General features: G+C 61.0%; 24 protein-coding genes. 15 read left to right on the top strand and 9 right to left on the bottom strand.

What is annotated here, in order from left to right:
• Positions 1–114: 114 nt before the first annotated feature.
• Together MF268_RS02055 and putA are read left to right on the top strand one after the other, a co-directional pair.
• A complete protein-coding gene (locus tag MF268_RS02055) occupies positions 115–270 on the top strand; it encodes a hypothetical protein (RefSeq protein ID WP_238369241.1) in 156 nt (51 codons plus the stop codon).
• 133 nt (positions 271–403) lie between these two features.
• Entirely contained in the window at positions 404–4,069 is a 3,666-nt protein-coding gene (putA, locus tag MF268_RS02050; RefSeq protein WP_238369240.1) for a bifunctional proline dehydrogenase/L-glutamate gamma-semialdehyde dehydrogenase PutA, read from the top strand.
• Between the two features lie 39 nt (positions 4,070–4,108).
• On the opposite strand, the gene MF268_RS02045 is transcribed toward putA, so the two are convergent.
• Positions 4,109–5,122 carry a methyltransferase gene (locus tag MF268_RS02045; RefSeq protein WP_238369239.1) on the bottom strand — a complete coding sequence of 338 codons (1,014 nt, stop codon included), beginning with the start codon at positions 5,120–5,122 and terminating at the stop codon, positions 4,109–4,111.
• 188 nt (positions 5,123–5,310) lie between these two features.
• Complete coding sequence (locus MF268_RS02040; RefSeq protein ID WP_238369238.1) at positions 5,311–6,186, bottom strand: LysR family transcriptional regulator; 876 nt, start codon at positions 6,184–6,186, stop codon at positions 5,311–5,313.
• Positions 6,187–6,286: 100 nt separating this feature from the next.
• Here MF268_RS02040 and MF268_RS02035 point away from each other — a divergent pair, with 100 nt between their 5' ends.
• The 13 genes from MF268_RS02035 to MF268_RS01975 all read left to right on the top strand — a co-directional run bounded on the left by MF268_RS02035 (position 6,287) and on the right by MF268_RS01975 (position 18,052).
• On the top strand, positions 6,287–7,327 hold the full coding sequence (locus tag MF268_RS02035; protein ID WP_238369237.1) for a YeiH family protein: 1,041 nt from the start codon (positions 6,287–6,289) through the stop codon (positions 7,325–7,327).
• 124 nt (positions 7,328–7,451) lie between these two features.
• Positions 7,452–8,189 (top strand): Crp/Fnr family transcriptional regulator, encoded by a 738-nt coding sequence (locus tag MF268_RS02030; protein WP_238369236.1) that lies wholly within the window; start codon positions 7,452–7,454, stop codon positions 8,187–8,189.
• Positions 8,190–8,416: 227 nt separating this feature from the next.
• Positions 8,417–9,880: a glycosyltransferase family 2 protein gene (locus tag MF268_RS02025; protein ID WP_273544853.1), complete on the top strand. Its 1,464-nt coding sequence runs from the start codon at positions 8,417–8,419 to the stop codon at positions 9,878–9,880.
• Complete coding sequence (locus tag MF268_RS02020; RefSeq protein WP_238369234.1) at positions 9,877–10,854, top strand: glycosyltransferase family 2 protein; 978 nt, start codon at positions 9,877–9,879, stop codon at positions 10,852–10,854. The genes MF268_RS02025 and MF268_RS02020 overlap by 4 nt, the downstream gene beginning before the upstream one ends.
• Positions 10,851–11,900, top strand: a complete 1,050-nt coding sequence (locus MF268_RS02015) for a glycosyltransferase family 4 protein (protein ID WP_238369233.1) — start codon at positions 10,851–10,853, stop codon at positions 11,898–11,900. The genes MF268_RS02020 and MF268_RS02015 overlap by 4 nt, the downstream gene beginning before the upstream one ends.
• Positions 11,897–12,973: an acyl-CoA dehydrogenase family protein gene (locus MF268_RS02010; protein ID WP_238369232.1), complete on the top strand. Its 1,077-nt coding sequence runs from the start codon at positions 11,897–11,899 to the stop codon at positions 12,971–12,973. The genes MF268_RS02015 and MF268_RS02010 overlap by 4 nt, the downstream gene beginning before the upstream one ends.
• The gene (locus MF268_RS02005; RefSeq protein ID WP_238369231.1) at positions 12,970–13,653 is read left to right on the top strand and encodes a PIG-L deacetylase family protein; all 684 of its coding nucleotides are present in this window, start codon (positions 12,970–12,972) and stop codon (positions 13,651–13,653) included. Before MF268_RS02010 ends, MF268_RS02005 begins: the two co-directional genes overlap by 4 nt.
• Entirely contained in the window at positions 13,650–14,219 is a 570-nt protein-coding gene (locus MF268_RS02000) for an SAM-dependent methyltransferase (protein WP_238369230.1), read from the top strand. Before MF268_RS02005 ends, MF268_RS02000 begins: the two co-directional genes overlap by 4 nt.
• Positions 14,216–15,262, top strand: a complete 1,047-nt coding sequence (locus tag MF268_RS01995; protein ID WP_238369229.1) for a glycosyltransferase family 2 protein — start codon at positions 14,216–14,218, stop codon at positions 15,260–15,262. The genes MF268_RS02000 and MF268_RS01995 overlap by 4 nt, the downstream gene beginning before the upstream one ends.
• Before the next feature lies 1 nt (position 15,263).
• Positions 15,264–15,755, top strand: coding sequence for a YciE/YciF ferroxidase family protein (locus MF268_RS01990; protein WP_238369228.1), 492 nt, complete (start codon positions 15,264–15,266; stop codon positions 15,753–15,755).
• A 134-nt stretch (positions 15,756–15,889) separates the two neighbouring features.
• On the top strand, positions 15,890–16,456 hold the full coding sequence (locus MF268_RS01985) for a hypothetical protein (protein WP_238369227.1): 567 nt from the start codon (positions 15,890–15,892) through the stop codon (positions 16,454–16,456).
• The gene (locus MF268_RS01980; protein ID WP_238369226.1) at positions 16,453–16,851 is read left to right on the top strand and encodes a phage holin family protein; all 399 of its coding nucleotides are present in this window, start codon (positions 16,453–16,455) and stop codon (positions 16,849–16,851) included. Before MF268_RS01985 ends, MF268_RS01980 begins: the two co-directional genes overlap by 4 nt.
• Positions 16,841–18,052, top strand: a complete 1,212-nt coding sequence (locus tag MF268_RS01975) for a DUF3618 domain-containing protein (protein WP_238369225.1) — start codon at positions 16,841–16,843, stop codon at positions 18,050–18,052. Before MF268_RS01980 ends, MF268_RS01975 begins: the two co-directional genes overlap by 11 nt.
• A gap of 109 nt (positions 18,053–18,161) precedes the next feature.
• Here MF268_RS01975 and MF268_RS01970 read toward each other — a convergent pair whose 3' ends face one another.
• From MF268_RS01970 to MF268_RS01940, 7 genes are all read right to left on the bottom strand, one after another.
• Complete coding sequence (locus MF268_RS01970) at positions 18,162–19,241, bottom strand: extracellular catalytic domain type 1 short-chain-length polyhydroxyalkanoate depolymerase (RefSeq protein ID WP_238369224.1); 1,080 nt, start codon at positions 19,239–19,241, stop codon at positions 18,162–18,164.
• 25 nt (positions 19,242–19,266) lie between these two features.
• Positions 19,267–19,683, bottom strand: a complete 417-nt coding sequence (locus MF268_RS01965) for a CopG family transcriptional regulator (protein WP_238369538.1) — start codon at positions 19,681–19,683, stop codon at positions 19,267–19,269.
• 343 nt (positions 19,684–20,026) lie between these two features.
• The gene (locus MF268_RS01960; protein ID WP_238369223.1) at positions 20,027–21,796 is read right to left on the bottom strand and encodes an IlvD/Edd family dehydratase; all 1,770 of its coding nucleotides are present in this window, start codon (positions 21,794–21,796) and stop codon (positions 20,027–20,029) included.
• A complete protein-coding gene (locus MF268_RS01955) occupies positions 21,793–22,968 on the bottom strand; it encodes a fumarylacetoacetate hydrolase family protein (protein ID WP_238369222.1) in 1,176 nt (391 codons plus the stop codon). The genes MF268_RS01960 and MF268_RS01955 overlap by 4 nt, the downstream gene beginning before the upstream one ends.
• A complete protein-coding gene (locus tag MF268_RS01950; RefSeq protein ID WP_238369221.1) occupies positions 22,965–23,921 on the bottom strand; it encodes an ABC transporter permease in 957 nt (318 codons plus the stop codon). Before MF268_RS01950 ends, MF268_RS01955 begins: the two co-directional genes overlap by 4 nt.
• Positions 23,918–24,949 (bottom strand): ABC transporter permease, encoded by a 1,032-nt coding sequence (locus MF268_RS01945; protein WP_238369220.1) that lies wholly within the window; start codon positions 24,947–24,949, stop codon positions 23,918–23,920. Before MF268_RS01945 ends, MF268_RS01950 begins: the two co-directional genes overlap by 4 nt.
• Complete coding sequence (locus tag MF268_RS01940; protein WP_238369219.1) at positions 24,946–26,457, bottom strand: sugar ABC transporter ATP-binding protein; 1,512 nt, start codon at positions 26,455–26,457, stop codon at positions 24,946–24,948. Before MF268_RS01940 ends, MF268_RS01945 begins: the two co-directional genes overlap by 4 nt.
• Positions 26,458–26,511: the final 54 nt, after the last annotated feature.

Raw genomic sequence — 26,511 nt, 5'->3', positions numbered from 1 at the left:
ACGCGGAAACGACCCCTCTGTCGGGAGGTGCCAGCACGCGCGTCGAAAGCTTTACTTGCAGTAACGCCTGTCTCATGTCTAATGCGCATCAGGCTTGAGGCATTCGGATTCACGATGGGCATGCAGATGTTCCTTCCGGCATCAGACGGCAATACCGTTCGCGAGGTGGGCGCGGTTCTGCTGACGCAGGGCGCTTTCCTGCCGCCCTCCGGCGCCCTGTTTTTGCCCGGTCTCAAGCGTCACAGGCCGCCGACGGTCCTTCTGATCTGACAATAGTCAACAGGCCTCTTTCTGAAGCAGGCCGAAAATCGCATTGTTGAGGGGTGGGACATCGATCCGATCCCCGTCGAACGTGGGCTTGGCCCTGCCAAAGCGCCGCCCGCGTGACCGAAGGAGAACAGATATGACGAAATTTGAAGCCGAACTTGCCAACAGCGCCGACGCCGCGCGCCAGAACGTCCGCGCACAATACAAGATCAGCGAAGCGGACGCGATCGAGGGGCTGCTGCAGCGCATTCGCCTCTCTGAGGCGGAACGCAAGTCTATCGCCGAAGCAGGCGCGCAATATGTCGAACGGGTGCGGCGCGAAACCTCGCCCACGATGATGGAAGCATTTCTCGCCGAATACGGTCTTTCGACCGAAGAGGGTGTGGGTCTCATGTGTCTGGCCGAAGCGCTCTTGCGGGTGCCCGATGCCTATACGATCGACGAGCTAATCAACGACAAGATCGAACCGTCGAACTGGGGGGCGCATCTTGGCCATTCGTCGTCATCGCTGGTCAATGCCTCGACATGGGCACTGATGCTGACCGGCAAGGTGCTCGAGGACGACCCAAAGGGACCGACCCGTGCCCTGCGCGGTTTGGTCAAGCGAATGGGCGAACCGGTGGTGCGTACCGCGGTCAGCCAGTCGATGAAGATTCTCGGGCGTCAGTTCGTGCTGGGCGAAACCATCGAATCCGGCATGAAGAACGCGCGCGAACTGGAAAAGCAGGGCTATACATATTCCTATGACATGCTCGGCGAAGCCGCCCGCACCGACGAGGATGCACAGCGCTATCATGCCGCCTATGCCAAGGCCATCGCGGCCATCGCCAAGCAGGCGACCGGGGATGTACGCTCCAGCCCCGGTATTTCGGTGAAGCTCTCGGCGCTGCATCCGCGCTATGAAACCACCCACAAAACGCAGGTAATAGAGGAACTGGTGCCGCGCGCCCGCGACCTCGTCCGGCAAGCCGCCCGCGCCAATATAGGTTTCAACATCGACGCTGAGGAACAGGACCGTCTAGATCTCTCGTTGGACGTGATAGAGGCGCTGATGGATGACCCGGAACTTGCGGGTTGGGACGGGTTCGGCGTCGTGGTGCAGGCCTATGGCCGCCGCGCCGCGCCGGTGATCGAAACACTTTATGCGCTCGCGGAACGGCTGGATCGCAAGATCATGGTCCGTCTGGTCAAGGGCGCCTATTGGGACACGGAAATCAAGCTGGCGCAGGAACTCGGCGTGAATGGCTTCCCTGTCTATACCCGCAAGGTCAACACGGATGTGAGCTACATGGCCTGCGCCCAGCTTTTGATGGACAAGCGCGACCGCATCTACCCGCAGTTCGCGACGCATAACGCCCATACCTGCGCTGCGGTCGTGGCCATGGCGGGTAATGACAAGCAAAGCTTTGAATTCCAAAGGCTTCACGGCATGGGAGAATCCCTCCATGGCATCGTCAAGGAATCCGAAGGCACCCGCTGCCGGATCTACGCGCCGGTCGGGGCGCATCGCGACCTGCTGGCCTATCTCGTCCGGCGGCTGCTTGAAAACGGCGCGAACTCCTCCTTCGTGAATCAGATCGTCGATACGACCATTCCGGCCAGCGAAATCGCGCAGGACCCGGTCAGCGAGGTTCTCGCGCTGGGCGGCAAGATCGCCAATCCGAACATCCGCTTGCCGGGGGACCTCTTTGCACCGGAACGCGCCAATTCGCGGGGCTACCGGGTCAACGAACCGGCCTCGATCCTGCCGCTTCTGGCAGAGCGGGAAAAATGGGCCGACGCCACATGGGACGCGGCGCCGATGCTCGCAGGAAGCTCCACGCCGCAAGGTACGCCTCGCGACGCGGTCTCTCCCGCCGATCCGGCCCGTGTGGTTGGTAAGGTGCAGGAGGCTACGGCTCAGGAAGTCAGTGCTGCCTTGAAATCGGCCCATGACGGGTATCGCGACTGGTCCGCGCGTCCGGCGAAAGAGCGGGCAAACATCCTACGCAAGGTCGCCGATCTCTACGAGGACAATATCGCCGAGCTTTGCGCAATCGCCACCCGGGAAGCCGGCAAAACCTTGCTCGATGGTATCGCTGAAGTCCGAGAAGCAGTTGATTTCCTGCGCTATTACGCGAATGAGGCCGAGCGTCTGGAACAGGAAGAACCGGGCGAGGCCTGCGGTGTCTTCGTCTGCATCAGCCCTTGGAACTTCCCGCTAGCGATCTTTACCGGGCAGATCGCGGCGGCGCTTGCGGCAGGCAATGCGGTGCTGGCCAAACCCGCCGAGCAGACACCGATCATTGCCACCCGCGCCGTCCAGATGATGCGCGAGGCAGGGCTCCCGGATGCGGCGCTTCAGCTGTTGCCGGGGGATGGCCCGACGGTCGGCGCGCCGCTGACGAGCGATCCCGACATCGCCGGTGTCTGCTTTACCGGCTCGACCGAGGTGGCGCAGATCATCCACAAGGTTCTGGCGGAAAACGCCGGTCCCAATGCGGTGCTGATCGCGGAAACCGGCGGTCTTAACGCGATGATCGTGGATTCCACCGCGCTGACTGAACAGGCGGTGCGCGACATCCTGATCTCTTCCTTCCAGTCCGCGGGTCAGCGCTGCTCCGCCCTGCGTATGCTCTACGTGCAGGAGGACGCACGCGAAAGGCTGCTGCACATGCTTTACGGCGCGATGGACGCACTGCATATTGGCGATCCCTGGCGCACCGATATCGATGTCTCTCCGGTCATCGATGGCGAGGCGCAGGCGGATATCTCGGACTATCTCGCCGCACAGGAGCAATCCGGCAAGGTGCTGAAGAAAATACAAATTCCTTCCAAGGGGAATTACGTGACGCCCGCGGTTGTTGATGTCTCCGGAATCGACGATCTGGAACGCGAGATTTTTGGACCGGTTCTGCATGTCGCCAGCTTCAAATCGCGTGAAATCGACGATGTCGTCGCGGCGATCAACGGGCGTGGTTACGGTCTGACCTTCGGGCTGCACACGCGGATTGACGACCGGGTGCAGCATATCACAGACCGCCTCAACGTCGGCAACATCTACGTCAACCGCAACCAGATCGGTGCGATTGTCGGCTCGCAACCCTTTGGCGGCGAGGGCCTTTCGGGCACCGGCCCCAAAGCGGGCGGTCCGCTTTACCTTACCCGCTTTCGCCGGACGGCAAAGGTCGAGGAACTGGCCGCGCCCGATACCGATCCTGTCAAAACTTCTGATGTGCAAAAGGCGATCAACGGGCTCGACGCGCGCAACTGGGCGGCCCGTCCCGACCGGGTCTCGGTTCTGCGCCACGCGCTAAGCGGTCGCAGCGGTATCATCCGCAAGGCGCTCTCGGAAACGGCGGCCTTCGACACGACGCCGCAGACACTGCCCGGGCCGACGGGCGAAACCAACCGGCTGCGCATGTATGCCAAGGGCACGGTGCTTTGCCTTGGCCCAACTGCAGAAATCGCCGTGGCGCAGGCCGTGCAGGCGCTGGGCGCAGGCTGTGGCGTCATCGTGGCCGCGCGGGGCGCGCTCGAGGCGACGCGTGCGCTCAAGGACGCGGGCGTGCCGATTGTCGCATTCGACGGCACAGTCGGGGCAGGGGATCTGGCTGAACTCAAGGAGATCGCGGCGGTGGCCGCTGCCGGTGCTTCGGACTGGACGCGGGGCTTGCGCATCGCGCTCGCCGAGCGACCGGGGGCAATCATACCGCTGGAAACGCAGATCATTTGCCCGGAGCGTTACGTGGTCGAACGCCACCTCTGCGTCGACACGACAGCGGCAGGGGGAAATGCCAGCCTGTTGGCCGAATCCGAATAAAGAAATGGCCTGCCGGAAGGCGGGCCGATATCTTGGCGATCAGGGTTTGTGCCCGGTCGCCAGCATCGTCATCTCAGGGATCATCGTGCCGACCGAGACATCCTCGAAGCCGGCCTCGCTCAGCGCCTCGCTCAGCCAGCCATCGTCAAGCGAGCGTGCTTCGGGAGTAAACGCCGTGTGCTGCAACTGCCAGAGCGCGGCCAGCTTGGGACCGGTGCGGTCCTCGTTCACCACAAAATCATGGATCAGCAGCGTGCCGCCGGGGTTCAGCACGTCAAAAGCCTGTTTGATCAAGCGCTTGTGCGTATCGCCGGGCACGCCGGAAAACAGATAGGACATCAGTACGATGTCCTGCCCCTTTGGCCATTCGGCCTCAAGCGCATTGCCTTGGACATAGGAAACCTGGTCGGACAGCCCTGCCTTTTCCACGAAATCACGACCAAGCTTGGCCACGTTCGGGAAATCGAGCACAGTCGACGATAGATGCGGCGCGTTTTTGCAGAATGTGATCGAATAGGCTCCGGTGCCGCCGCCCACGTCCAGCATCGACTTGGCGTCGGAGAGATCAAGCGCCTTGGCCATCTGCCGCGCCGGGCCCATCGAGCCTGCATGTTGGCTTTCGGAATAAAGCCGAGCCTCTTCGGGGTCGGAGAACCACTGCGCATAGGACGTGGTGTCGCCCTCATCCATGTCGCCGGAAATCACGCCTTCGATCTGATCGAGCAGGCCATACATCTGACGTCCTACCTGCAGGCGCAGGTAGTCGCCAAAGTCATACTTGGCGCCCTTCACCAGAAAGGCCGAACTTGCGGGGGCATTGGAAAACTTGCCCTCGTCAACCGTGATGAGTCCGATCCCGACCAGCGAGGTAAGCAGCGTCGTCATCCGGTCGATGTGCACGTCGAGATCTTTTGACAATTCCGCAGCCGCAGCAGCCCCCGATTTTTCTAACGCCGTGAACACGCCAACCTCGAGCGCGGCAAAGAGAGCCTTTGATCCCATGAACCCAAAAGCGATCTCGGAAATTTCGTCGGCATTGGTGACTGGGGTCATCTGTATTCCTTGAATTCTATTGCGCAGATAAACCTACAGCCGCAGGGGGGAATGTGAACCGCTAAGCAAGAGAAAGTTGATTTCTGAGAGTTTCCCGACCAGGAACGCCCTTTTTATGGACGGTCTTTGCCCGACACTTTCCAGCGCGCATATCAATTTCTTAGCATGGCGAACTATTCATCGCAGCGCTAAGGTGCGGACAATATCTCGATCATCGCACTCACGGCCCGCGTCCGGTAGCGTTTAGGATGGGTCAGCACCGCAAATGGTCTCTCGCCGCCCGGCACATCAACCATATGCGTCGCCTTGCCCGAGGCTATGGCGGCCCGGCGCGACATCACGCTGAGCGACTCCCCCGCCGCAACAGCGGCGAGCACCGCCTCGTTCGACGGCAGTTCGAGAGAGATCTTCAAGTCGGCGATGGTCAGGCCCGCCTTGACCAGCACCTTTTCGAATTCCGAGCGTGTCCCAGATCCAGATTCCCGCAGTACCCATGATTGCGTTGCGTAATCCGTCACCGGTATTTCGCGGAGCGCGGACCATGGGTGGCTGCGCGCCATGACAAGCACAAGTGAATCCCGCGCCACCACCTGACGGTGCAACTCCCCTTGTGTGACCTCGCCTTCGATTAGCCCAAGATCGGCATCGCCATCCTCGACCGATTGCGCGACCTGCGCCGTGTTGCCCACCCGCAAGTCCAGTTCAATCCCAGGATGCTGACGGTGCAGGGTCACCATACGTTGCGGCAGCCAGTAATTGGCCACCGTCTGGCTCGCGTATAGACGCAACCGGCCGCGTGTGTTCTGGGCGAAATCCTCCAAAACCATCTCGACAGCCTCGGCGCGGGCCAGCAATCTGCGTGCCTCGGGCACCAGCGCATCACCTGCCTCAGTCAGGATGATGCGCCGCCCCACGCGGTCAAAGAGCTTGATATCGTGCCGATTCTCCAGTGCCGAGATCGAAGCGCTGACTGCTGATTGCGTAAGGTTCAATGCCTCCGCCGCACGGGTCACATGCAGACGGTCCGCCACGGCCAGAAAGATGCGAAGCTGTTCAAGGGTCATAGTTGATCAATAAGTAAAATCGAACGTTTTTACAATTATAACTCGCTGGATTGATTGATGCGTCAAGTGGATATTCCGCTCCGAATAGACGGAGACGCAGATGAATACCCAGACCCTCGACCGGCTGACCGGCGATGAACCGAACCGCGTAGAAGCGATTGTGAAAGCTGCGGGTGCCATCGCGCCGGGACTGGCGCTTGCCGTGGTGATCGCGGCGATTGCAACGGGTGTTCAGAGGTTTTCGAACATTCCGGGTCTCAGCCCGCTCGTCGTGGCGATGGTGCTGGGCATGCTGTGGCGGAATACGCTCGGCGCCATTCCTGCGGTTGCACCGGGCATCACCTTTTCGCTGAAAAAACTGTTGCGCGGCGCAATCATCCTGCTGGGACTTCAGCTTACGCTGGCCCAGTTGGGCGAGGTCGGCCTGCGCGGTTTCGCCATCGTGGCGACTACACTACTCGGGACGTTTCTATTCACCAAGGCGATGGGGCGCGTTCTTGGCGTCGAACGCAAACTGACCGAACTGATCGCCGCCGGTACTTCGGTCTGTGGCGCGTCCGCCGTGATCGCCACTAATACCGTTACCCGCGGCTCTGACGAAGACGTCGCCTATGCCATTGCCTGCGTCACCGTGTTCGGCTCGCTCTCGATGCTGCTGTTCCCGGTTGTCGGCAATGGGCTGCACCTCTCCAGCGAAAGCTACGGGCTCTGGTCCGGTGCTGCGATCCACGAAGTCGCGCAGGCCGTCGCCGCCGCCTTTCAGGGCGGGGAAATCGCCGGTCAGACCGGCACCGTCGCCAAGCTGAGCCGCGTTATCCTGCTCGCACCGCTGATCCTTGCCATCGGTCTATTCATCTCACGGGACGGCGAGGGCAGCACCGGACGAGCGCCGACACCGTGGTTCGTGTTCGGATTCCTCGCGATGGTCCTGCTGAATTCCGTCGTCACCCTGCCAGGCACACTTCATGACTGGTTGATCACGCTGACCGGCTTCTTGCTGACCGTGGCACTGGCCGCGATGGGGCTCGAGACTGACATACGCAAGCTCCGCGCCAAGGGGATGCGTCCCTTGATGCTTGGTGCGGCGGCGTGGATATTCATTTCCGCTACAGCGCTTTCTCTCACGCTCTTGATCTTCTGATTTCAGCGCTCGGCACAACGCCCTTTGGCAGCCCGACTTGGTTTTGGGGCAGCGACGGCTACAATAGTCTCATGCCTGCGTATGAGCGCACTGTTCAAGTGTGTTGCGGGGCAAGAGGGAAGTCATGGTCAAAGAAGCAAGTTGCCTGGTAAAAAAGCTCAGCCATTACGTAGACATTCATGAACACGACAAGGAACTGCTCGCCGAAATAGAAAAATCCGAGCGGTCGTACGAGAACGGTACGGATGTCTATCGAGGCGGCGACCGGAACAAGGAACTGTTCGTGGTCAAGACCGGTTGGCTGTTCAGTTACACGGATCTTCCTGACGGTAGACGCCAGATCATCAAGCTGCATCAACCCGGCGATGTTATCGGATTTCCAGACGTCGCTCTCAAGCATCTTACAACGACGCTGCGCACGGCAGAGAATGTTGTGCTTTGCCCGTTTCCCAAGTCCGCTCTAGACGTCATCCTCCGAACGTCGCCAAAGCTGTCCGCTTTGCTGCTGACGCTGGCGTTGCGCGATCATGTGATTTTTATCGATCTGCTTCGGGCGATGGGCCGGATGAGCGCAGTCGAACGGGTAGGGTACATGTTGCTCGACATCGCCGCGCGTTTACGGATCACGAACAAGGATATGACGGACACATTCCGTCTCCCGCTGACCCAAAGCCAGATCGCTGACTACCTCGGGTTGACCAACGTCTATATCTCTAAAACGCTTCTCAAGATGGAAGACCAGTCACTCATCCAGAGAAACGGGAACGAAATCAGGCTGCTACGAGAGGACGATCTGATCGATCAGACCGATTTTCAGGATCGTTATTGCGACATGGACGTAAGCTGGTTTCCGCCAGATTAACTTTAATCGCGCTGTCGATATAACCAGTTTAATGCCGCGCTCTCAAAGTTGAATTATACTTGCTCGATTTTCTTTTAAGTCACTAAAATAAATACCAAAATTTGTGGGAACTATAAAGCTCCCAACTTTGTTCTGTATTCGTGGATCAAGAAGCAGATCCTTAAGTTTCCAATATTTTCGGTACACCGCGGAATTTCCGCGATGGTTTGACACCTTGGGGGTGAACAATGTTCCGCTGCCTGATTGCAAGTGTTGCCCTGACGACAATTTTCGTATGGTTTCCTCTCGTCGGGATCGCGGCCTGTTCTTTTCTGTTGCTCGCTCAGGTTGCGCTCATAGCGATACGTATATCGGCGTGGCGGCAGAGTCAGCGCCCGGCCGCGACCTTCGGCCAATGCGCGGATCCTTTTTTTTCAGTCCATGTCGCCACATACAACGAGCCGCCGGACATGGTTATCCAGACCCTGAGAGCGCTCGCCGCGCAGAATTGGCCGCGTGAGCGGTTCGAAGTAATCGTAATAGACAACAACACCTCGAATCCTGCGCTCTGGAAGCCGATCGAAAACTTTTGCGCCAAGCTTGGCGACGGGTTCACCTTTCTTCATCGCGAGAATGTGTCAGGCGCAAAGGCCGGTGCCCTTAACATCGCGCTTGAACACAGCAGGGTTGATGCCACGCATATCGTCACGGTCGATGCCGACTACTGTGTCTTCCCCGAATTTCTGTCCCTTGCGAGGGAGGCTCTCGCGTCCTCGGGCGCGGACTATATACAGTTTCCTCAGGCTTACCGGATGTCGACCGAGAATGCCGTCGGCGTCGACGCAGAGCTCGAGGAATACTTCCGCACGAATATCACCACCGCAGACTGCGCGGAAGCTATGCTGTTGACCGGAACGCTCTCGGTTCTCTCAAGGCAAGCGCTGATTGCGTCTGGCGGCTGGTCGGGATCGACCACAACCGAGGATGCCGAGCTTGGCCTGCGCCTGTGCCGCAACGGATACATCGGGCGTTTCATTGCCACGGTGGTGGGGCAGGGCCTGCTGCCCTTGTCGCTGAATGACCTGGAACATCAACGCTACCGCTGGGCGAGCGGCAATATCGCGACGCTGATGCTCCATGCCCGGGATCTTTGCCTGCCCGGCGGACCGTTGCGCGGCCATCAGCGTATCGCGATCTGCTCGCAACTGACCGCATGGGCAAACCTTTCCTTCCTGCCAGCTACCGTCCTGTTGATCGGATTGCTTACGCATCTGGTATCTCAACCCCTCCTGATGCTGTCGGCGGCCATCATCCTACTCAGCCTTCTGGAAATCTGTTCTCGCATCATGCGGCGGGGTGCCGTGGCCAACCGCTCGCGCCAGGTCATTCTCAGCGCGATCTCCTGCCGTCTTGCGCTGGCGCCGGTATCGGCCGTGGCCACGATGGATGCCGTTCTTGCGAAACGCACGCCTTTTAATGTCACTAACAAATCGACCGAGTTGCTTGCGCCTTTGTGTGATGAACCAGTTGCCCAACTGTTTTTGGCTCTCGCGGCGACATTCGCGCTCTCCGCAGCCTGGTCGGCGGGACCCTTGGTATTCTGCGCGGTTCTTGCCCTGATCCTGCCGTTACCCGCCGCCTTGCTGACCCGTCGCCAGTTGCGTGATTACCGGTCTGTTGTGACCTGCGAAGTGAACGGAGCGACAGCATGACATCCGCGCCATTCGCCCCCCGTGTCGATATCATTATCCCGACGTTTAACCGTGCGCACTTAATCTGCCATGCCATCGATGCCGCGCTAGGGCAATCTTGGTGGAATACCCGCGTTACGGTTATCGACGATGGCAGCACCGATGACACTTTCGCCGCTTGCGAAGGTTATTTTGACCAGCTCCGCTTTAGCTACATCCGTCTTGGACGCAACGGCGGGACGGCCCGGGCCAAGAACGCCGGGCTGCTGCTGACGGACGGAGAAGCCGTAACCTTCCACGATTCAGATGACCTTCCGCACCGGGACAAAATTTTGATGCAGGTGCGCGCCCTCATCGAACCGAACATGAAGGCTGACGAATGCCTGAACTGGCAGATGGCAGGCCGTCAGGCCGGGGAAGATCTTAGCGTTGCTGCGGCCTTGGTACATCACGAGCTGATCCTGCCCGACGGGCGCCGCGTGGCGATCCGCAAAGACCTCTCGCTCTGTGACGATGTCTTTCCGAACCTGCAGATGGGGTCGCAGGTGCCCGGCGAATGGACACATATCAATTCGGGGTTGTTCAGGCAGGAATTACTGCAACGAAACGGGGGCTTTGCCGATTGCATCGAGGAGGATCGCGAGTTCCGTAACCGTCTGATCCTGAACGGTGAAATTATTAGGGTAATCCCCGAGCTTTTGCTGGTGAAGATCGAGACCACCGACAGTCTGACCCAATCGCAAGCATCGGGCTATGTCAGCACGCGTCGCAAGGCTGATCGCCAGATGGTCTGGGCGCGGGTCGATGAATGGCGACGTTCGGGGCGTATCGCCCCCGAGATTATCGATTTCGCGAATCTGGAAATTGCATTTGTCAGCAATCCCCAGTCCCTCGCGCTGCGCGATCTGCCCCAGACCACGGCAACCCGCCAGACACTCTCTCGTATCTACGCCGCCTGCAAGGGTGCGCCCCTACATGAGACCGCCGCACAATGAAACAGTCCCCGTACAGCCGACCCCAGATTGCGATCGTGGATCCGTCCAGTCCGCGTTCCTATGCGCCCTCCGATCTCATGGCAGGCGGTCTCGGCGGGACCGAGGCGACAATCTTGCGGACGAGTCTCGCGCTGAACGGGAGTTTCGATATCACCCATTTTCAGGCCGAACGCCATTCATGCGAACGCGCGACGGCCGGCAGCATGCTTCCGATGAACCGGCTGGGCAAAGCCGGGCAACCTGACATGGTGATCGTCATAAATTCGTGGAAAGCGGCAGTAAAGTTGCGCGCGGCCATGCCCGATGTGCCAATCGCGCTTTGGCTGCATGTTGTTCCCGGACGTCACAACCGGCGCATGGGCGCGGCCCTGCATAAGGCGGGCATAGACGTCATCTGCGTCTCGGCAAGTCACGCCGCAAGTTTGCGAGCATTTCTCGCGGGCGGCCCAACACCGCGTATCCTTCATATCCATAATCCAATCTCGAACGATCTGACGCCGGACAACACGCCGCGCGACCCTAACCGTCTTTTGTTTGCCAGTTCGCCCCACAAAGGTCTGGCAGAGGTCATGCAGATATTCGATGCAGTGCGGCGCGAGCTGCCGGAGCTGACGCTGATGGTCGCGGACCCCGGCTATCTGAAATGGCCCTGCGGTGCGGTGCCCGACAACGTGCATTTCCTCGGCAAACTGCCGCATAATACCTTGCTGCGTCACATGCGTCGCGCCCTCTGCCTGTTCTACCCGCAGACAAGCTTTGCCGAAACCTTCGGTCTTGTCATTGCCGAGGCCAACGCCGTCGGCACGCCGGTTCTGGTGCAGCGCGGTCTAGGCGCAAATGACGAGGTCGCCGGTGCCGGGCAGTGCATTGACGGAACCGATGTCAAAGGTCTCATCGCGCGGATCCAGAACTGGCAGGCGAACTTCCCCAAAATCGAGGGGAGGGAGGCTTTCCGAATGCACTCGGTTGCGCGGTGCTGGACAAACTACCTCTGGTCGTCGCTTTCGGTGCAAGACGTGCCGATGCGGGAAGGGGCGATGCGATGACTGCAATGTCGACGCCGTGGAGGCACGATGCATTCCAATCTTTGGACAGGGTGCTAAGCCAAATCGAAGAAAATGCCCGCCTAGAGGACGAAACCGGCGGCGGCATCGCCGCTTCCGTCGCACTCCTGCATCAGAACGGTTTGCTGAACGGAGTGGAACGTCTGACCCCGCAAGAACTTGCGCGGCTGCTCATGCGTATCGGCGGGGCGAACCTTTCGTTGGGTCGACTGTTGGAGGGGCACGTAAACGCCCTTCAATTGATCGACACCTACGGCACGCCCCAAACCTATCGCCGCGCCTGCCAACTGGTTGCCGCCGGGGGTTTTTGCGGCGTCTGGGGGGCCGACGATACCGATCCTGTGGCCGTGGATGACGCAACGGATACCCTGTCAGGCAGAAAGAAGTTCGCCTCGGGCCTGGGCGTAGTCTCGCATGCGTTGGTGCCCGTTCGCACCGGGTCAGAGTCCCGTATGGCCTTTATCGCCGTAAGCGATGCTTCTCGCGCGGATCCATCCTCTTGGCAAATGCCGGGTATGAGGGCGACGATTTCCGGAACCTATGATTTCTCCGGAATTCTCACCGAGGATATCAGCTGGATCGGCAACGCGGGCGACTACACGGTTGAGCCGCATTTCGTGGGTGGTGTCTGGCGTATCGCAGCATTGCAGATCGGCGGCGCCATCGGGTTGCTTGCCACTGCCGCCGATGAGCTGCGCGCTTTGGACAGGCTTGGGGCCGAGGCGCAAAAGATCAGACTGGGTGCGCTCGCGATGAGCACCCTTTCGGGCACGTCCCTTGTTCTCAAGGCCGCGTCCGGCCCGTTCCAGTCCCATGCCCAGCAGGTCGCGCAAGCAATTGCCGCAAGGATCAAGACCGAGGAGATCGCCCTTTCAGTCATCGCCGGGGTCCAGCAAAGCGTCGGTCTGGGACATTTCCAACCGCACTCGGAAAGCCACCGCAAGGCGCGGGACCTGTCGGTTTACCTCCGGCAGGCCGCGCGCGACGCCATGCTGATGCAATTTGCAGATGTCTCCCTCCGCTCCTCAGCCGACATGTGGGAGATGATGTTGTGAGTAAGTTGATCGCAGATATCACCGGCCAAATTGTTGTTCTGGCACCTCATCCCGACGATGAAAGCCTCGGCTGCGGGGCACTGCTGGCCCATGCCTTCAGGGGCGCCGGTGCGCATGTGATCTGCATGACAGACGGCGCCGCCTCTCACCCGGGCTCGCGGATCTGGACGCGCGAACGTCTGGCAAACCGACGGCGTGCCGAAATGGAAGAGGCGCTTGTCGCGCTCGGTGGATCGCCGTCCGACCTCACCTGGCTCGGCCTGCCCGATGCGGCGCTCGGCGATTGCGATCATTTGACCGTCGCCGCCCGGATCTGCGCCATCATCCGTCAGACCGGGGCAGGGGCGCTCTTTGCCACCGCAGTCGAGGATCACCATGCCGACCACAAGGCAACCGCTGCTATCGCCGCGCACGTGGACACCCTGTGCCCGGACGTCCTGCAATTCAGATATCCAGTATGGTCGCGCTGGGACGATCCGCATTTCGATGAAGTTGTGGAGATGCGCAGCGCCATCCGTTTTTCTCCCGGTCTTCACGGTGCGTCCAAGCGGGCGGCTGTGTTTTCCCATGCAAGTCAGATGGGCCAATGCGTGGATGATGATCCGCTCGGCTTTCAGCTGGACCCCCAGTTTGTCGAGAAATTCATCCTCGAGGATGAAATTTACTGGAGGCAAGAATGACATCCGTCTCCCTGAACCGACTTAATGAAATCTACGCCACTAGCGACGATCCTTGGGCTTTTGCCACAAGCGCTTATGAGCAGGAGAAATTTCAGGCGACACGCGATGCGCTCCGCCAGTCGTCCTATGCTGCGGCGCTGGAAATTGGCTGCGGCAACGGGGAACTTGCGCGGTACATCGCGCCACTCTGCACAGCCTACCTCGGCATGGATGCCGTCGAAAAAGCTTTGCAAGCGGCGCGTGAGAAAAATCCGGACGCTCACTTCATCAAGGGCTATTACCCATGTGCCCTGCCGCATGGGCCATTTGACCTCATCATTCTCTCGGAATTTCTCTACTTCCTCGATGCACCGGATATCGTCGACCTCGCGGCGCAGATCGCAGACAACTGGCCCCGAGCCGAGATCATATGCGTCACGTATCTCGGCGATACAGCCCACAGGCTCAGCGGACAGCAGGCGCTCGATATTTTTATCGAGGCCAGTCGAGGGGCGTTCCGCTTCACCAATCGGTGTCAAACAACGGATTACCGGATCGATGTTGGCATGTCGGAGATCGCGCCATGACCTCGTTTGCGCTGCACGACACGGCGATCATTATCCCCGCGCGGAACGAGGCGGATCGCATTGGCGATTGTATCGCGGCCCTCGGCCCGCAATTGGCTGGCCGTGTCCGCCTCGTCGTTGTCGTCAATAACTCGACCGATGATACCGCGCGGATCGCAGGCGATACCCGTTTTGCGGTAAAGGTGATTGACTGCCGACTGGCGGGCGACGGCGGCGTCGGCTCGGCCCGCAAGATCGGTGCCGACCATGCGCTCTCCCATATGCCCGCGTTGCGATACATCCTGACGAGCGATGCCGACAGCATCGTCGCCGGAGACTGGCTGGAACAAAGCATCCGGCATCTTCAAACTGCAGATGTCGTCTGCGGCTTCCCGATACCTCTCGGTGATAATCCGGCCGCTCTTTCAGGGATGAACGCTGAATACGGGACATTGGAAGGCACCTACCGAGATCTGGTTCTCAGGTATGTCGACCGCCACGCCCCCGATCACTGCAACCCAATGCCCCATCACGGCGAAGCCTCGGGCGCAAGCCTCGCGTTTCGGAAATCGGCCTATTGCCGCATCGGCGGGTTTGCTGAAATGCGCACCGGCGAAGACCGAGATATCGTTCGGCGCGCCAAGACGGCCGGATTGAAAGTGCGCCACGCAAGCGACGTGATTGTGCGTGTATCCTGCAGGCTGGACGGACGCGCGCCCGGCGGGATGGCCAACGCGCTTCAGCACAGAACCTCGGGCCGACCCTATACCATAGACGAAGGTCTGCCCCCCGCCGAATGGCTTGCGGTGAATCAAACGGCGCTGCCTGCCTGGCCTTTCGACGGGACCGGGTGGACACCGCTGCGCGTAGACGAATTGCCCGCCCATATCGAGACGCTGACGCAGGAAATGTTGCGCCCGGCAACCGGCCCTGTGCCAGCGCCGAACAGAAAAGAGGCGGCGTCACCGGTGACACCGCCCTCGCCGGGCGCCCTGCCGATTTGGCCGCCCAAATCACCGATTTCACCAGATCCGTCTCTCAATGACGTAACCAAGGAGTACTGACATGACCACTCTGAAAGATCTCTATATTGAAGAACTGCAGGATCTCTGGTCCGCGAACAACCAGATGGCCGACACTGTCGCCAAGCTTGCCGACGCAGCTTCGGACAGCACCCTGTCCGACCGTCTCAGCGCCTCCAAGTCCGGGATCGACGAGCATACCCAAACTTTGAAAAGCCTGCTGAGCGACATAGGCGGCGAGATGAAGAAAGACCATTGCAAGGGCATGGAAGGCCTCGTGAAAGAGGCGCACAAACATGCCATCGACAGCGACCTTTCGGGCGCAGCATTGGATGTGGCGATCATCGCGCAATACCAGCGCATGTGCCACTACGGGATCGCGGGTTTCGGCACCACCAAGGCCTTTGCCGAAGCGCTGGGCGAGAACGAAGCCGCGAGCAAACTCGATCAGGCGCTCGACGACATCTACGAATCCGATTCCTACATGTCGGAACTGGCGGAACGGTCCCGCAATGTCGACGCGATGGCCGATTGAGAGCGCCAGACGTGAGACCTCTCGTCTGGTAAGTCTCACGACGTTCTCAGCCTCGCGCAAAACAGGGACCAACCGCACCGCTATGACGGTGTCTCCCGAACCAACCATAAACCTTTCTATTTGGAGTAACAATTATGTCCATCGACAAAACAAATGAACCCGGCGCCATGGATACCAAGCAGACCGCCGAGAAAGTCGCATCCGATACGGCGCAGTCGCTGAAATCCACGGCGCAGGAGGCCAAGGAAAAGATCACCGCCGAGGCCGGGACTTACGCAAACCAAGCCAAGGAAGGCGCGGCGGACGAGGTCAAGGATGTGGCATCTGCCCTGCGTGCTGCCGCAGACGATCTGCGCAGCGGTTCCCCGCAAGAGCGGACCTTCAGCCAGATTGCTGATGGCCTCGCCGATGCCTCCGAAGCGATCCGCAATAAGGATCTGGGAGAAATGGTCGGCGACCTCAATGGTTTCGCACGTCGCAATCCGCTCGTCTTTCTTGGCGGCGCGGCCCTGCTTGGGTTTGTCGCCACGCGCTTTGCCAAGGCAAGCGAGCATGGCTCGCAGCCTGCCGGCACGGCCTATCAAACCGGCCAGACCCGGGGAAACCGGCTACCTCCTCGGCCTGAAGCCGGCATGACGACCGCGCAGAATACCGACCCCCGGCCGGTCTACCCGTCCGCAACCGAAGGAGAAAAAGTATGAGCGTCGATCCACAAAAATCTGCAGGCACCCTGCTTGGGGATGCTTTGTCCCACGTGAGCTCGCTCGTTCGCAGTGAAGTCGATCTGGCCCGCGCGGAAGTCAGCGAAAACATGAACTCTGCTGCTGTCGCCATTGGCATGCTTGCGGCGGCTGTCGTTCTCGCCATCACTGCTTTGAACGTGCTCAGCGCAGCGCTGGTCGGCGCGCTCACCGAGGCTGGAATTCCCGGTGTCTGGTCCGCCGTGATTGTGGGCCTCGCCTTCGGGATCGCGGCCTACCTCTTCATGAACAAGGGCACCAATGAGCTCAAGATGAGCAGCCTGGCACCCACAAGGACTGCAAAAAACGTCAAGCGCGATGCGCAGACCGTAAAGGAGGTTTACAATGACAAGTGATACCAGAAGCCCCGCAGAAATCGAACGCGAGATCGAGCGTGAGCGCAGCGGCCTCGCCGATACGCTCAACGATCTTCAGGGCCGTTTTTCGGTCGAATCCATCGCCCGGCAGTTCAGCGACCAGTTCCGTGAAAACGGCGGAGAGATCAGCCGTTCCGTCGCGGATGCGGTCAAGCGCAATCCCGTTGCGCTTGCGCTGACCGGCATAGGCATCGCCTGGATGGTCTTCGGTGATAAATCCCCGATCGCGAGCGGTGGGTCCTATGACCGGCGTGATGATGCGATCCCGCAGGATCGAAATCTCGAACGCCAGCGAAAAGAGGCGCGCGAACAGCGCTTCATGTCGCGGCGTGAGCCGCGCGATTATGGCGATAACCGCCGTATGGCCGAAAGTACCTATGGCACCGGCGATATGCCGTCATGGGCCCGGGCGGCGACAGAACCGGGCGACTACGGTAGCTCCGGCTTTGCAAAAGGAACCACGCACTATTCTGGCGATGCGTCCTCGCGCGCGTCTGCCGGATCCTCGGATGACAAAGAGGGCATGATGTCCGGTGCGGCTTCGGCTGTAAGCGAAGGTGGACAGCGTGCAGCTTCGGGTGCCGCGTCAGGCGCGTCGGCGGCGGCTTCGGCCGTCTCGGGTGCAGCGCGATCCGTGGCAGACGGCGCGAACCGGGCAGCCGGTGCCACAGCCGATGGCATATCCGACATGCGTACCCGGCTTGCTCAAGGCACGGAAGCCCTAAGCGAGGAAGCACGAGAGCGGGTCATCGCCGCGCGTGAAAGGGCTCTCGACGCCTGGCACGGGATGGGGGATTACACCCAGCGCAGCCGCGAAAGAACGGCAGACCTTTTTGACGAATATCCGCTGATCGCGGGTGCGCTTGCGGTTGCAGCAGGGGCGGCGGTGGCAGCGGCCCTCCCGCGCAGCCAGAGCGAAGACCACTATTTCGGCAAGGCCCGGGATGATATCTTCGAAGAGGCAGAGCGCATATATCACGAGGAAAGCCAAAAGGTTGCCAAGGTTGCCGATGCAGCGACCAACGAGGCGCTCAAGGTCGCGCGCGAGGTTAAATCCGACGCCGCTGCCCCTTCTGCGGCCGAGGCGATTACGGAAAAAGCCAAGGAAGCCGGTAGCCGCGTGACCGATGCTGCAAAATCCGAGGCTGAAAAGCAGAACCTGGGCAGCGTCAAAAGCTGATCCCTGATATCAAATCCCTGCCGCCGGATACCGGCGGCAGGGGGCTATTGCGGACTTGCCGAAGCGAGGGAAGTCAGAGCTGACCCTGATCTCGCGTAAGAGACACCTATCAGACCTGCGAGCCATCGACCGCAAGGAAGAACCGAACCATCTCGGCGCTGGCATTCGGCGCCTTGGGATCCGTATAGGATCCGCCTGAATACCCGCCTGACCACGCATGTCCCAATCCATCGACACGCCATTGCTCGAACGTGGGCGATCCGTCGAGAGTCGAAATCACTCTGCGCGTGAAACTCTTGCCGCCGATGGTGCCCTGTTCTTCAGTCTCCAGCGTTTCGCGCGGGCCTTCGTCCATCGCGTTGCGCATGATTTTATCGCCGTTGCCGGGATGTACGGTGGAATCCGCGCCGCCGTGGAATACGATCATGCGCACCCCCGGGCCATGCGAAGGTAGAGGCTGCGCGTTGGCAGCATTCCCGGCCATTGCGGAAAAGGCGGATGACACGTCGCTCGCAACGCCGTAGGGCAGGCCGGAATGTGCGCCGACGGCAGCAAACACATCCGGATAGGTTATGCCCAGAATAACTGCCATCGCCGCACCGGCTGACAATCCGGCGACAAAAACGCGCTTCTCATCAACTCGGAATTTCACGACCGCCTCGCGTGTGATCCCCGCAAGGATCGCAGGTTCTCCCCGGTCGCGTTTCTGATCGCCCTTGCTGAACCAGTTCCAGCAGGATTGCGCATTGCTGCCCCGGGACTGCTGGGGGTAGATCACGATCAGTCGATGTGCCTCGGCAAGATCGTTCATGCCGGTGCCAATCGCAAAATCCTCGGCGGTCTGCGTGCATCCATGCAACATCAAGATGATCCCTTCGGGCGGGTTCTCTCCCAAAGTGGAGGGCACATAGGTCCGGTACTGCCGCGAACCGGTGCTGCCGGAAAACACATCCTCCCGGAATTCAGCACCCTGAGGAATATCTACCTCCGCATTGCCCCGACCGAACTGGGACATAAGGCTATCCAAGCCGGGCAGGGAAGAGACTGACCCTCCGGTCTTCTGGGCAGGGACGCCCGACAGCCCGTGTTGGGCAAGCGTACGCTGCACCAGATCGTTGGCCGAGGACATCCCCTTGACGCGCAGGGATTCCGTCGCCCGGCGCATGGCACCGGCGGTAAAGTCGTTCATTTCTTTGGTCCTCAAATGAGTTCGGTTATGTGATGCGCTCGGAAAGCGCTTTTTTGATGTCATTGCTTGCCTGAAGCGCGCCGAGCACGTTGATCGACCCGATGGTCTCTAAGGCAAGTTCAGCAGAAACGTCGGACGCGATACGGACGAGCCCGACAACCTTGATATGCAGGATCTCGCCTGCGTCCCGCACCGCTTCCAGATCGGCCCGGGTATAGTCACGCAGGCCCAGCTCCATACTGTGCCGTTCGATGGTTTTGGTGACGGGGTCGTCGTGGCTCGCAAGCTGGTTGCGGATGGCAGTTCGGATAAGGTCGCTTCTGTTTGAGTAGAAGCCTTCCTGCACAAGAAGATCGATGCGCCCCAGATCCACATATCCAAGGTTTATAGTGATCTTTTCGCTTTCCGCTGTCTTGTCACGCAGCTGCCGGACGTTGCCCATCATCCATTCTCCATCTGTATGGATGGTATATGGCGTATATTGTGAGCGGTGCAAGTGCTCGGTGCAATTAAATCCGCCCGCAGCGACGTTTATAGGCAGCAAGCGCCGCGCCATGCGGCGCAGGCGCCGTGAGCTTCAGAATTTCAGAGTTGTGGGTAACCGGTTGCACGACCGAATCGGAAATTACACTTGCAGCAATATCATCCATCTAAACCTTGCCGAGGCGACCCACGTCTCGGTCGCCTCGGCGATGCACCGCTTCTGCCGGTAAGTAACCCAACCGGAAAATCTCTTCGAGAGCTGCCTAGCGTGAGAGTTTCCGCTCAGGACACAGAGCCACGTCTCAATGATTGTGTCGCGGCGGCTTCATGCCTATGCGGTGAAATCCTTTGGCCGACCGCAACGTGGCTCCTTCACTCAGCTGCGTCGCCTCTCGCCGGTAGATCTTCTGCCATGGTGTCTGTGCGGCGGGTATGGCTGGCGGCGTCTTCCGCCGCCGCTGCGCGATCTCGTCCTCGTCGACCAGCATGTCGCATCGACCGGTATTCAGGTCGATCCGGATCATGTCCCCGCTTCGCAGCCAGGCGAGACCGCCACCTTCCGCGCTTTCCGGAGAGGCGTGCACGATTGAGGGGCTGTCGGCGGTGCCCGATTGCCGCCCGTCGCCGATTGTCGGCAGGCTCCTGATGCCCGCCCGGATCAGCCGGTCGGGCGGCTGCATGTTCACCACCTCCGCAGATCCGGGCCAGCCGAGCGGACCGGCGCCTCGGATCACAAGGATCGAGCGTTCGTCGATGTTCAGCGCCGGGTCGTTGATCCGGACGTGGTAGTCCTCGGACCCGTCGAATACTACCGCGCGGCCTTCGAAGCAGTTCTCGTTGCCCGGGTCCGAAAGGAAACGGCGCCGGAAGTCCTCGGAAATCACAGAGGTCTTCATGATCGCGAAATCGAAAAGGTTGCCTGTGAGGACACGAAAGCCCGCGCGTTCCATCAACGGCGTGGCATAGGGGCGGATGACTTCGCGGTCCTTCGCCTCGCGGTCCTTCAGGTTCTCGCTGATGCTTCGGCCCGTGACGGTCATGCAGTCGGTCTGAAGCACCCCGGCCTCCGACAATTCCCACATGATCGCGGGCACGCCGCCAGCGCGGTGAAAGCGTTCCGACAGGAAGCGCCCGGCGGGCTGCACGTCGGCCAGCAGGGGGATATCGTAGCCGTAGGTCTGCCAGTCATCCTGGCTCAACTCTACGCCTGCGGCATCGGCGATTGCGGCGAGGTGGGGCTGCGCGTTGGTCGAGCCCCCGATGGCCGCGTTCACCCGCACGGCGTTCAGCATCGCGTCCCGGGTGAGGATCTGCGAGGGGCGCAAGTCCTCTTCCACCAGCTCGACCGCACGCTTCCCGGTACGATAGGCCATCTGCCCGCGTTCGCGGTAGGCCGCCGGGATGGACGCGCAGCCGGTGAGCGAGAGGCCCATGGCCTCGGCGAGGGCATTCATTGTAGAGGCCGTGCCCATCGTGTTGCAATGTCCGATTGAGGGCGCGGAGTCGAGCGCGGCCTCCAGAAATTCCGACCGGTCGATTTCTCCCGCCGCATAGCGGCGGCGGGATTGCCAGATCACGGTGCCGGAGCCTGCCAGCCGCCCTTCATGTACGGAATCGAGCATCGCGCCGCCGGACAGGACGATGGCCGGGATATCGACGGTCGCCGCGGCCATGATCGCGGCGGGGGTCGTCTTGTCGCAGCCGGTGGTCAGTACAACCCCATCAATCGGATAGCCATGCAGCAGCTCGACCAGCCCGAGATAGGCGAGGTTGCGGTCGAGCGCCGCCGTAGGGCGGCGGCAGTTCTCGAAGATCGGGTGGGTGGGGAATTCGATGGGAATGCCGCCGGCATCGCGGATGCCGTCGCGCACCCGCTTGGCCAGGTCGATATGGTGGCGGTTGCAGGGCGAGAGGTCGCTACCCGATTGTGCGATGCCGATGATCGGCCGGCCCTCGGCCAGCTCTTCGGGGGTCATCCCGTAATTCATGAAGCGCTCGAGATAGAGCGCTGTCAAATCGGCATGGTCAGGATTGTCGAACCAGTCCTGGCTCCGCAGACGGCGTTTGCTCATTGCAAGATCCCCCGTGCCGTTAGGTTGCCCATCAGGGCGCGCGTGCCGAAGGTCCAGGCTGCGACGGCATCGCAGGGGCGGACCCGATTGACAAGGCGGCCGAGCTGGGGCGACGAGACAGAAACCACGTCGCCCATCTTGTGGGTGAAGCCCATCCCTGTCCCGTCTCGATCTTTGGTGGGTGCGAACATTGTACCGAGATAGAGCATCGCGCCGTCCGGGTACTGGTGCGTCGCGTTCAGAAGCTGCGCCGCGAGATCGGCAGGTTGGCGTGAGATCTGGGCCATGTCGGAATGGTCGGAAAGTGTAAAACCGTCGTCCCCCGTGATCTCCAGGCCGACCCGTAGGGTACTCAGGTCTTCCAGTGTAAAACGCCCGTCGAAAAGCCGGATGAATGGGCCGATGGCGGCGGCGGCGTTGTTGTCCTTGGCCTTGCCAAGCAGCAGAGCGGAGCGGCCTTCGAAATCGCGCAAATTCACATCATTGCCCAAGGTGGCACCGCGGATTTCACCGCGCGAGTTGATCGCGAGCACCACCTCGGGTTCCGGGTTGTTCCAGTGCGAACCGGGATGCACACCGATCTCGGCGCCGCAGCCCACTGCCGACATCGGCTGTGCCTTGGTGAAGATCTCGGCATCCGGGCCGATCCCCACCTCGAGATATTGCGACCATAGCCCGGCCTTCTGCAGATGGACCTTCACCTCGGCCGCCTTGTCCGAGCCCGGGACCAGACCGCGAAGGTTGCCACCGAGAATTTCGGCCAGCTCCGTGCGGATCGCCTGGGCCTGGGCCGGGTCACCCTTGGCGCGCTCCTCAATCACGCGTTCGATCATCGAGCCTGCGAAGGTCACGCCTGCCGCCTTGACGGCCTGCAGGTCGCAGGGGGCCAGCAGGTCTCCGGCGTTACCCTTGCCGTCGCCTTGATCCAGGAAACCGTCGAGCGGACCGAGAGAGGGACCGTTGGTTTCCAGTACCCCGACGAGGTCATCGATTTCCAGAAGGTCCGCCATCGTAGGGGCGGCACGGGTGAGGTCCAGCACCTCCCCTTCGCGCACCAACACGACGCAGGGTCCGCTCGCTGTCTTCGACCAGACTCGGCCAACGAGCAGCGCCCCGTCTTCCTTCGGCAGGATCTCGTGCGCGCTCAGCGCCAGTGTCTTGTTCTGTGTCATTCCGAAACCCTCATTCCGCGCCCATAAATAAGCAGCATGCCGATGATGACCGTACCGTAAATGATCTGCCGCAATGCCTCGGGCATCTGCATGATCGACAGCACGGAATTTAGCAGGACGATCAGCACGACGCCCAGGAAAGTACCTGCATAGCGTCCACGCCCGCCCAGAATATGCGTTCCACCCAGCACCACGGCTGCGATGGCGGGCAGGAGGAAGCTGTTGCCCATCCCTTGGTACGCCTTGGCTGAATATCCCGCCAGAAGGACGCCGGCCAACGCCGCACAGAGGCCCGAACCGACGAAGGCCCCGGTTACGACGGCCCGCGTACGGATGCCCGAGAGCCAGGCCGCTCGTTCATTGGTACCAATGGCATAGAGGGCACGTCCGAAGGTCGTACGCGTCAGGATGAAGGTCACAAGCAGGGAGACCGCGATCCATACGAACAGCGCAACCGGCACGCCCATGAGCTTTGACTTGGCGAGGTAAAGCATCGCCGGAGTGGCCTGGTCCTGCGGTGCGAAGCCGCCGGTCCGGGCGACCATCAGTCCGCGGAGGACCGTGTCGAGGCCGAGCGTGAAGATCATCGCCGGCACCCGCAGCACCGAGACGCCGAACCCGTTGACCAGCCCGACACAAAGCCCCACCGAGAGCCCGGCCGGGATCGCCCAGGGGCCGCCAACCGAGGTCGCGATCATTGCAGCGGAGGTAAGCGTCCAAGGGACGGAGAGGTCGATGTGGCCTGTCAGGATGACAAGCATCATCCCCGCAGCGCAGAGCCCGAGGAAAGAGCCAATCTGCAACTGCTGCATCAGGTAAGAGGGTTGCAACAGCGGCACCGTGCCGGTCGTCGACATGGTGTAGGCCGTGCCGATCAGCAGGATCAGTATCGTGAAGCTGAAAGCGATCAGGATCGGGCGGTCCGCGGGGCGGATCTGGGTTAGTGCTGTCATCGGAAGAGCTCCAGCTGGTTCTTCACGCGGAAGGTTCGGAAGGCCACCGCGCTTACAGCCGCCAGCAGCACGATACCTTCGATCAGCGGTTGCAGAAGCGGGTCGATGTCGAGGATGCGGAAATAGAAGGACACTGCCCGCAGAATCATCGCTCCGAGGATCGAGGCGATCACGCCGCCGGTTCCGCCGAGCAGTGCGGTGCCGCCAAGGACGACCGCGGCAATGGAATTGAGCGTATAGGCGCCCGCCTGCACCACGTCGGCATTGCCGGTCGAGGTCTGGATTGCGAGGTAGAGCCCGCCGCAAGCGGCGAAAAAGCCCGCGAGAGTGAAGGCCGCGATCCGGGCCCGGTCGATCGGCAAGCCCGAGGCGAAGGCCGCGCCCTCTGCGGACCCGACAGCATAGATGGTGCGGCCCGTGACGGTACGCTTGAAGGGCAACCAGACAAGGCAGGCTGTGCCGAAAAGGAGGATTAGCGGGACAGGGATGTTAATGAACGGTTGCAGCCACGCGGCTTCGCCACCGTTTGCGATCCCGTAGGTTTCCGCGAAATCGTAGATTGAATTGGTCAGCGCCCAGTTCAGGTCGCCGTCGACAGTGCCGCCGGGGTTCGGGCGGATCAGCAGGGCGAGGCCGATGGCGATGGCCCCCGTGGCGAGCGTCGCGATGATCGGCTGAAGGCGGCCATAGACCACGATCAGACCGTTTATCAGGCCGAAACCCGCACCGACCGCGAGTGTCGCGATCATGCCCAGTGCGATCTGCACCGGGCTCCCGTCCAGCAGCCAAGAGGCCACGCAGGCGGCCAGTGTCATGATCGCGCCGACCGACAGGTCGAGCCCGCCAAGCAGCACCGGCACCGTCTGGGCCATGGCGACAAAGCCGATCGCCACCAGTTCGTTCGAGTTCTGGACCAGAACGGCGGTCGAGAAACCACGGGGATGGATTAGGTGATAGGAGAGGTAGAGCGCCAGGAAGAGCGCCAGCGCGGCCGCGAAACCCCGGTTCTGTCCGATCCAGCGAGTCATGCCATCTCTCCCTGCATGTTGAGCGAGGCCGCGACGATGGCCTCTTCGGTGATCGCATCCCCGGTCAATTCGCTCACCACTTGGCCGTCGTAGAGCACGATCACACGGTCGGAGCAGCCGATCAGCTCGGCGTAGTCGGACGAATAAAAGAGAATCGATTTACCCTCGTCCGCCAGCGCCCTCATCATGCGGAAAATCTCCTGCTTGGTGCCCACGTCGATGCCGCGCGTCGGGTCGTTCATCAGGATCACGTCAGGGGCGATCATCAGCCACTTGGCCAGCACGACCTTCTGCTGGTTCCCGCCCGACAGCGTTTTAACCGCGTCTTCGGTTGAGCCCGCCTTGATCCTCAGCCGGTCCATCCCATCTTGCACCGCCGCATCGAGGCGCGCGCGGTCGATGACGGCCCCGGAGGAAACCTTGTCCAGTGCGGCGGCGATGATGTTGTCGGCGATGGAGAGCGAAAGCATCAGGCCTTCGGTCTTGCGGTCCTCGGGGATGAGCGCGATCCGGTTCCGGCCGGTCTTGGCCGCATGGGGGGAGGGGGGAAGGCCGCTATTCTCCCCGACCGTCACGGTGCCGCCCACCCCTTTCAGGACGCCGAAGAGGGCCAGCAGCAGTTCCTTCTGGCCCTGACCGTCGAGCCCGCCGATGCCGAGGATCTCTCCCCTGCCAAGGGTGAGCGAGATGCCCTTGAGCCGGTCCTGCCAGCGGAGATCGTCGAGCTGAACCACCGGCGCGCGCTCTCTGGGGGCAGGCTTCGGTGGGAATTTCGCGGTGACGTCGCGCCCGATCATCAGGCGTACAATCTCGGCGTCCGAGCGTTCACCCTTGGCAAAAGTTTCGACATGATGGCCGTTGCGAAAAACCGAGAGCCGGTCGCAAAGGGCATCGATCTCGTGCATTCGGTGGCTAATGAAGAGGCTGCAGACTCCGTCATCACGCAGCTCGTCGAGCAATCCATAAATCGTTTCGACGTCTCTTTGCGTGAGAGCCGAGGTCGCCTCGTCAAGGATCAGCACCTTGGGGTCGCGACCAAGCGCTTTGGCGACCTCGATCATCTGCCGGCGCGAAAGCGAGAGGTCGCGGACCATGGCGCGCGGATCGACATCCTCGCAGCGCACGCGAGACAGAAGCTTCTCCGCGCGGACGATCTGTGCGCGCTTGTCGATCAGCCCCAGGCGCCGCGGCGGGCGCTGGAGGGAAATGTTGTCGGCGACGCTGAGGTCGGGGATCAGCGAAAGCTCCTGGAACATACAGACGATACCGGCATCCGCAGCTTCGGCGGGGCCGGAGACGCTGACTGTCTTGCCGTTCAGGGCGATGGTTCCGTAATCGGGTTTGAGCACGCCGGAGATGATTTTGATCAGCGTTGACTTCCCCGCGCCGTTCTCGCCAAGAATCCCGTGGGTAGTTCCGGCATGGCATGAGAAATCCACGCCCTCCAGGGCCTTCACCCCGGCAAAGCTGATTGAGACATCAGACAATTCGACGATCGGTCTTTGCATCCTGCGCATCCTGAAGGATAGGGAGCGGGGTGACCGGGTAGCCGGTCACCCACC

The sequence above is a fragment of the Heliomarina baculiformis genome (assembly GCF_019966545.1).
Classification (GTDB): domain Bacteria; phylum Pseudomonadota; class Alphaproteobacteria; order Rhodobacterales; family Rhodobacteraceae; genus Heliomarina; species Heliomarina baculiformis.
Note: the sequence above shows the minus strand (reverse complement) of the source record. Positions and strands in the feature narration are given on the sequence as shown.

Coding starts and splice junctions, on each gene's coding strand:
- putA (WP_238369240.1), top strand. CDS start 404: ATGACGAAATTTGAAGCCGAACTTGCCAACAGCGCCGACGCCGCGCGC.
- MF268_RS02000 (WP_238369230.1), top strand. CDS start 13,650: ATGACATCCGTCTCCCTGAACCGACTTAATGAAATCTACGCCACTAGC.
- MF268_RS02025 (WP_273544853.1), top strand. CDS start 8,417: ATGTTCCGCTGCCTGATTGCAAGTGTTGCCCTGACGACAATTTTCGTA.
- MF268_RS01995 (WP_238369229.1), top strand. CDS start 14,216: ATGACCTCGTTTGCGCTGCACGACACGGCGATCATTATCCCCGCGCGG.
- MF268_RS02010 (WP_238369232.1), top strand. CDS start 11,897: ATGACTGCAATGTCGACGCCGTGGAGGCACGATGCATTCCAATCTTTG.
- MF268_RS01945 (WP_238369220.1), bottom strand. CDS start 24,949: ATGACTCGCTGGATCGGACAGAACCGGGGTTTCGCGGCCGCGCTGGCG.
- MF268_RS01940 (WP_238369219.1), bottom strand. CDS start 26,457: ATGCAAAGACCGATCGTCGAATTGTCTGATGTCTCAATCAGCTTTGCC.
- MF268_RS02015 (WP_238369233.1), top strand. CDS start 10,851: ATGAAACAGTCCCCGTACAGCCGACCCCAGATTGCGATCGTGGATCCG.
- MF268_RS02045 (WP_238369239.1), bottom strand. CDS start 5,122: ATGACCCCAGTCACCAATGCCGACGAAATTTCCGAGATCGCTTTTGGG.
- MF268_RS02040 (WP_238369238.1), bottom strand. CDS start 6,186: ATGACCCTTGAACAGCTTCGCATCTTTCTGGCCGTGGCGGACCGTCTG.
- MF268_RS01990 (WP_238369228.1), top strand. CDS start 15,264: ATGACCACTCTGAAAGATCTCTATATTGAAGAACTGCAGGATCTCTGG.
- MF268_RS02020 (WP_238369234.1), top strand. CDS start 9,877: ATGACATCCGCGCCATTCGCCCCCCGTGTCGATATCATTATCCCGACG.
- MF268_RS01985 (WP_238369227.1), top strand. CDS start 15,890: ATGTCCATCGACAAAACAAATGAACCCGGCGCCATGGATACCAAGCAG.
- MF268_RS02055 (WP_238369241.1), top strand. CDS start 115: ATGGGCATGCAGATGTTCCTTCCGGCATCAGACGGCAATACCGTTCGC.
- MF268_RS01955 (WP_238369222.1), bottom strand. CDS start 22,968: ATGACACAGAACAAGACACTGGCGCTGAGCGCGCACGAGATCCTGCCG.
- MF268_RS02030 (WP_238369236.1), top strand. CDS start 7,452: ATGGTCAAAGAAGCAAGTTGCCTGGTAAAAAAGCTCAGCCATTACGTA.
- MF268_RS01980 (WP_238369226.1), top strand. CDS start 16,453: ATGAGCGTCGATCCACAAAAATCTGCAGGCACCCTGCTTGGGGATGCT.
- MF268_RS01970 (WP_238369224.1), bottom strand. CDS start 19,241: ATGAACGACTTTACCGCCGGTGCCATGCGCCGGGCGACGGAATCCCTG.
- MF268_RS01975 (WP_238369225.1), top strand. CDS start 16,841: ATGACAAGTGATACCAGAAGCCCCGCAGAAATCGAACGCGAGATCGAG.
- MF268_RS01950 (WP_238369221.1), bottom strand. CDS start 23,921: ATGACAGCACTAACCCAGATCCGCCCCGCGGACCGCCCGATCCTGATC.
- MF268_RS01960 (WP_238369223.1), bottom strand. CDS start 21,796: ATGAGCAAACGCCGTCTGCGGAGCCAGGACTGGTTCGACAATCCTGAC.
- MF268_RS02035 (WP_238369237.1), top strand. CDS start 6,287: ATGAATACCCAGACCCTCGACCGGCTGACCGGCGATGAACCGAACCGC.
- MF268_RS01965 (WP_238369538.1), bottom strand. CDS start 19,683: ATGGGCAACGTCCGGCAGCTGCGTGACAAGACAGCGGAAAGCGAAAAG.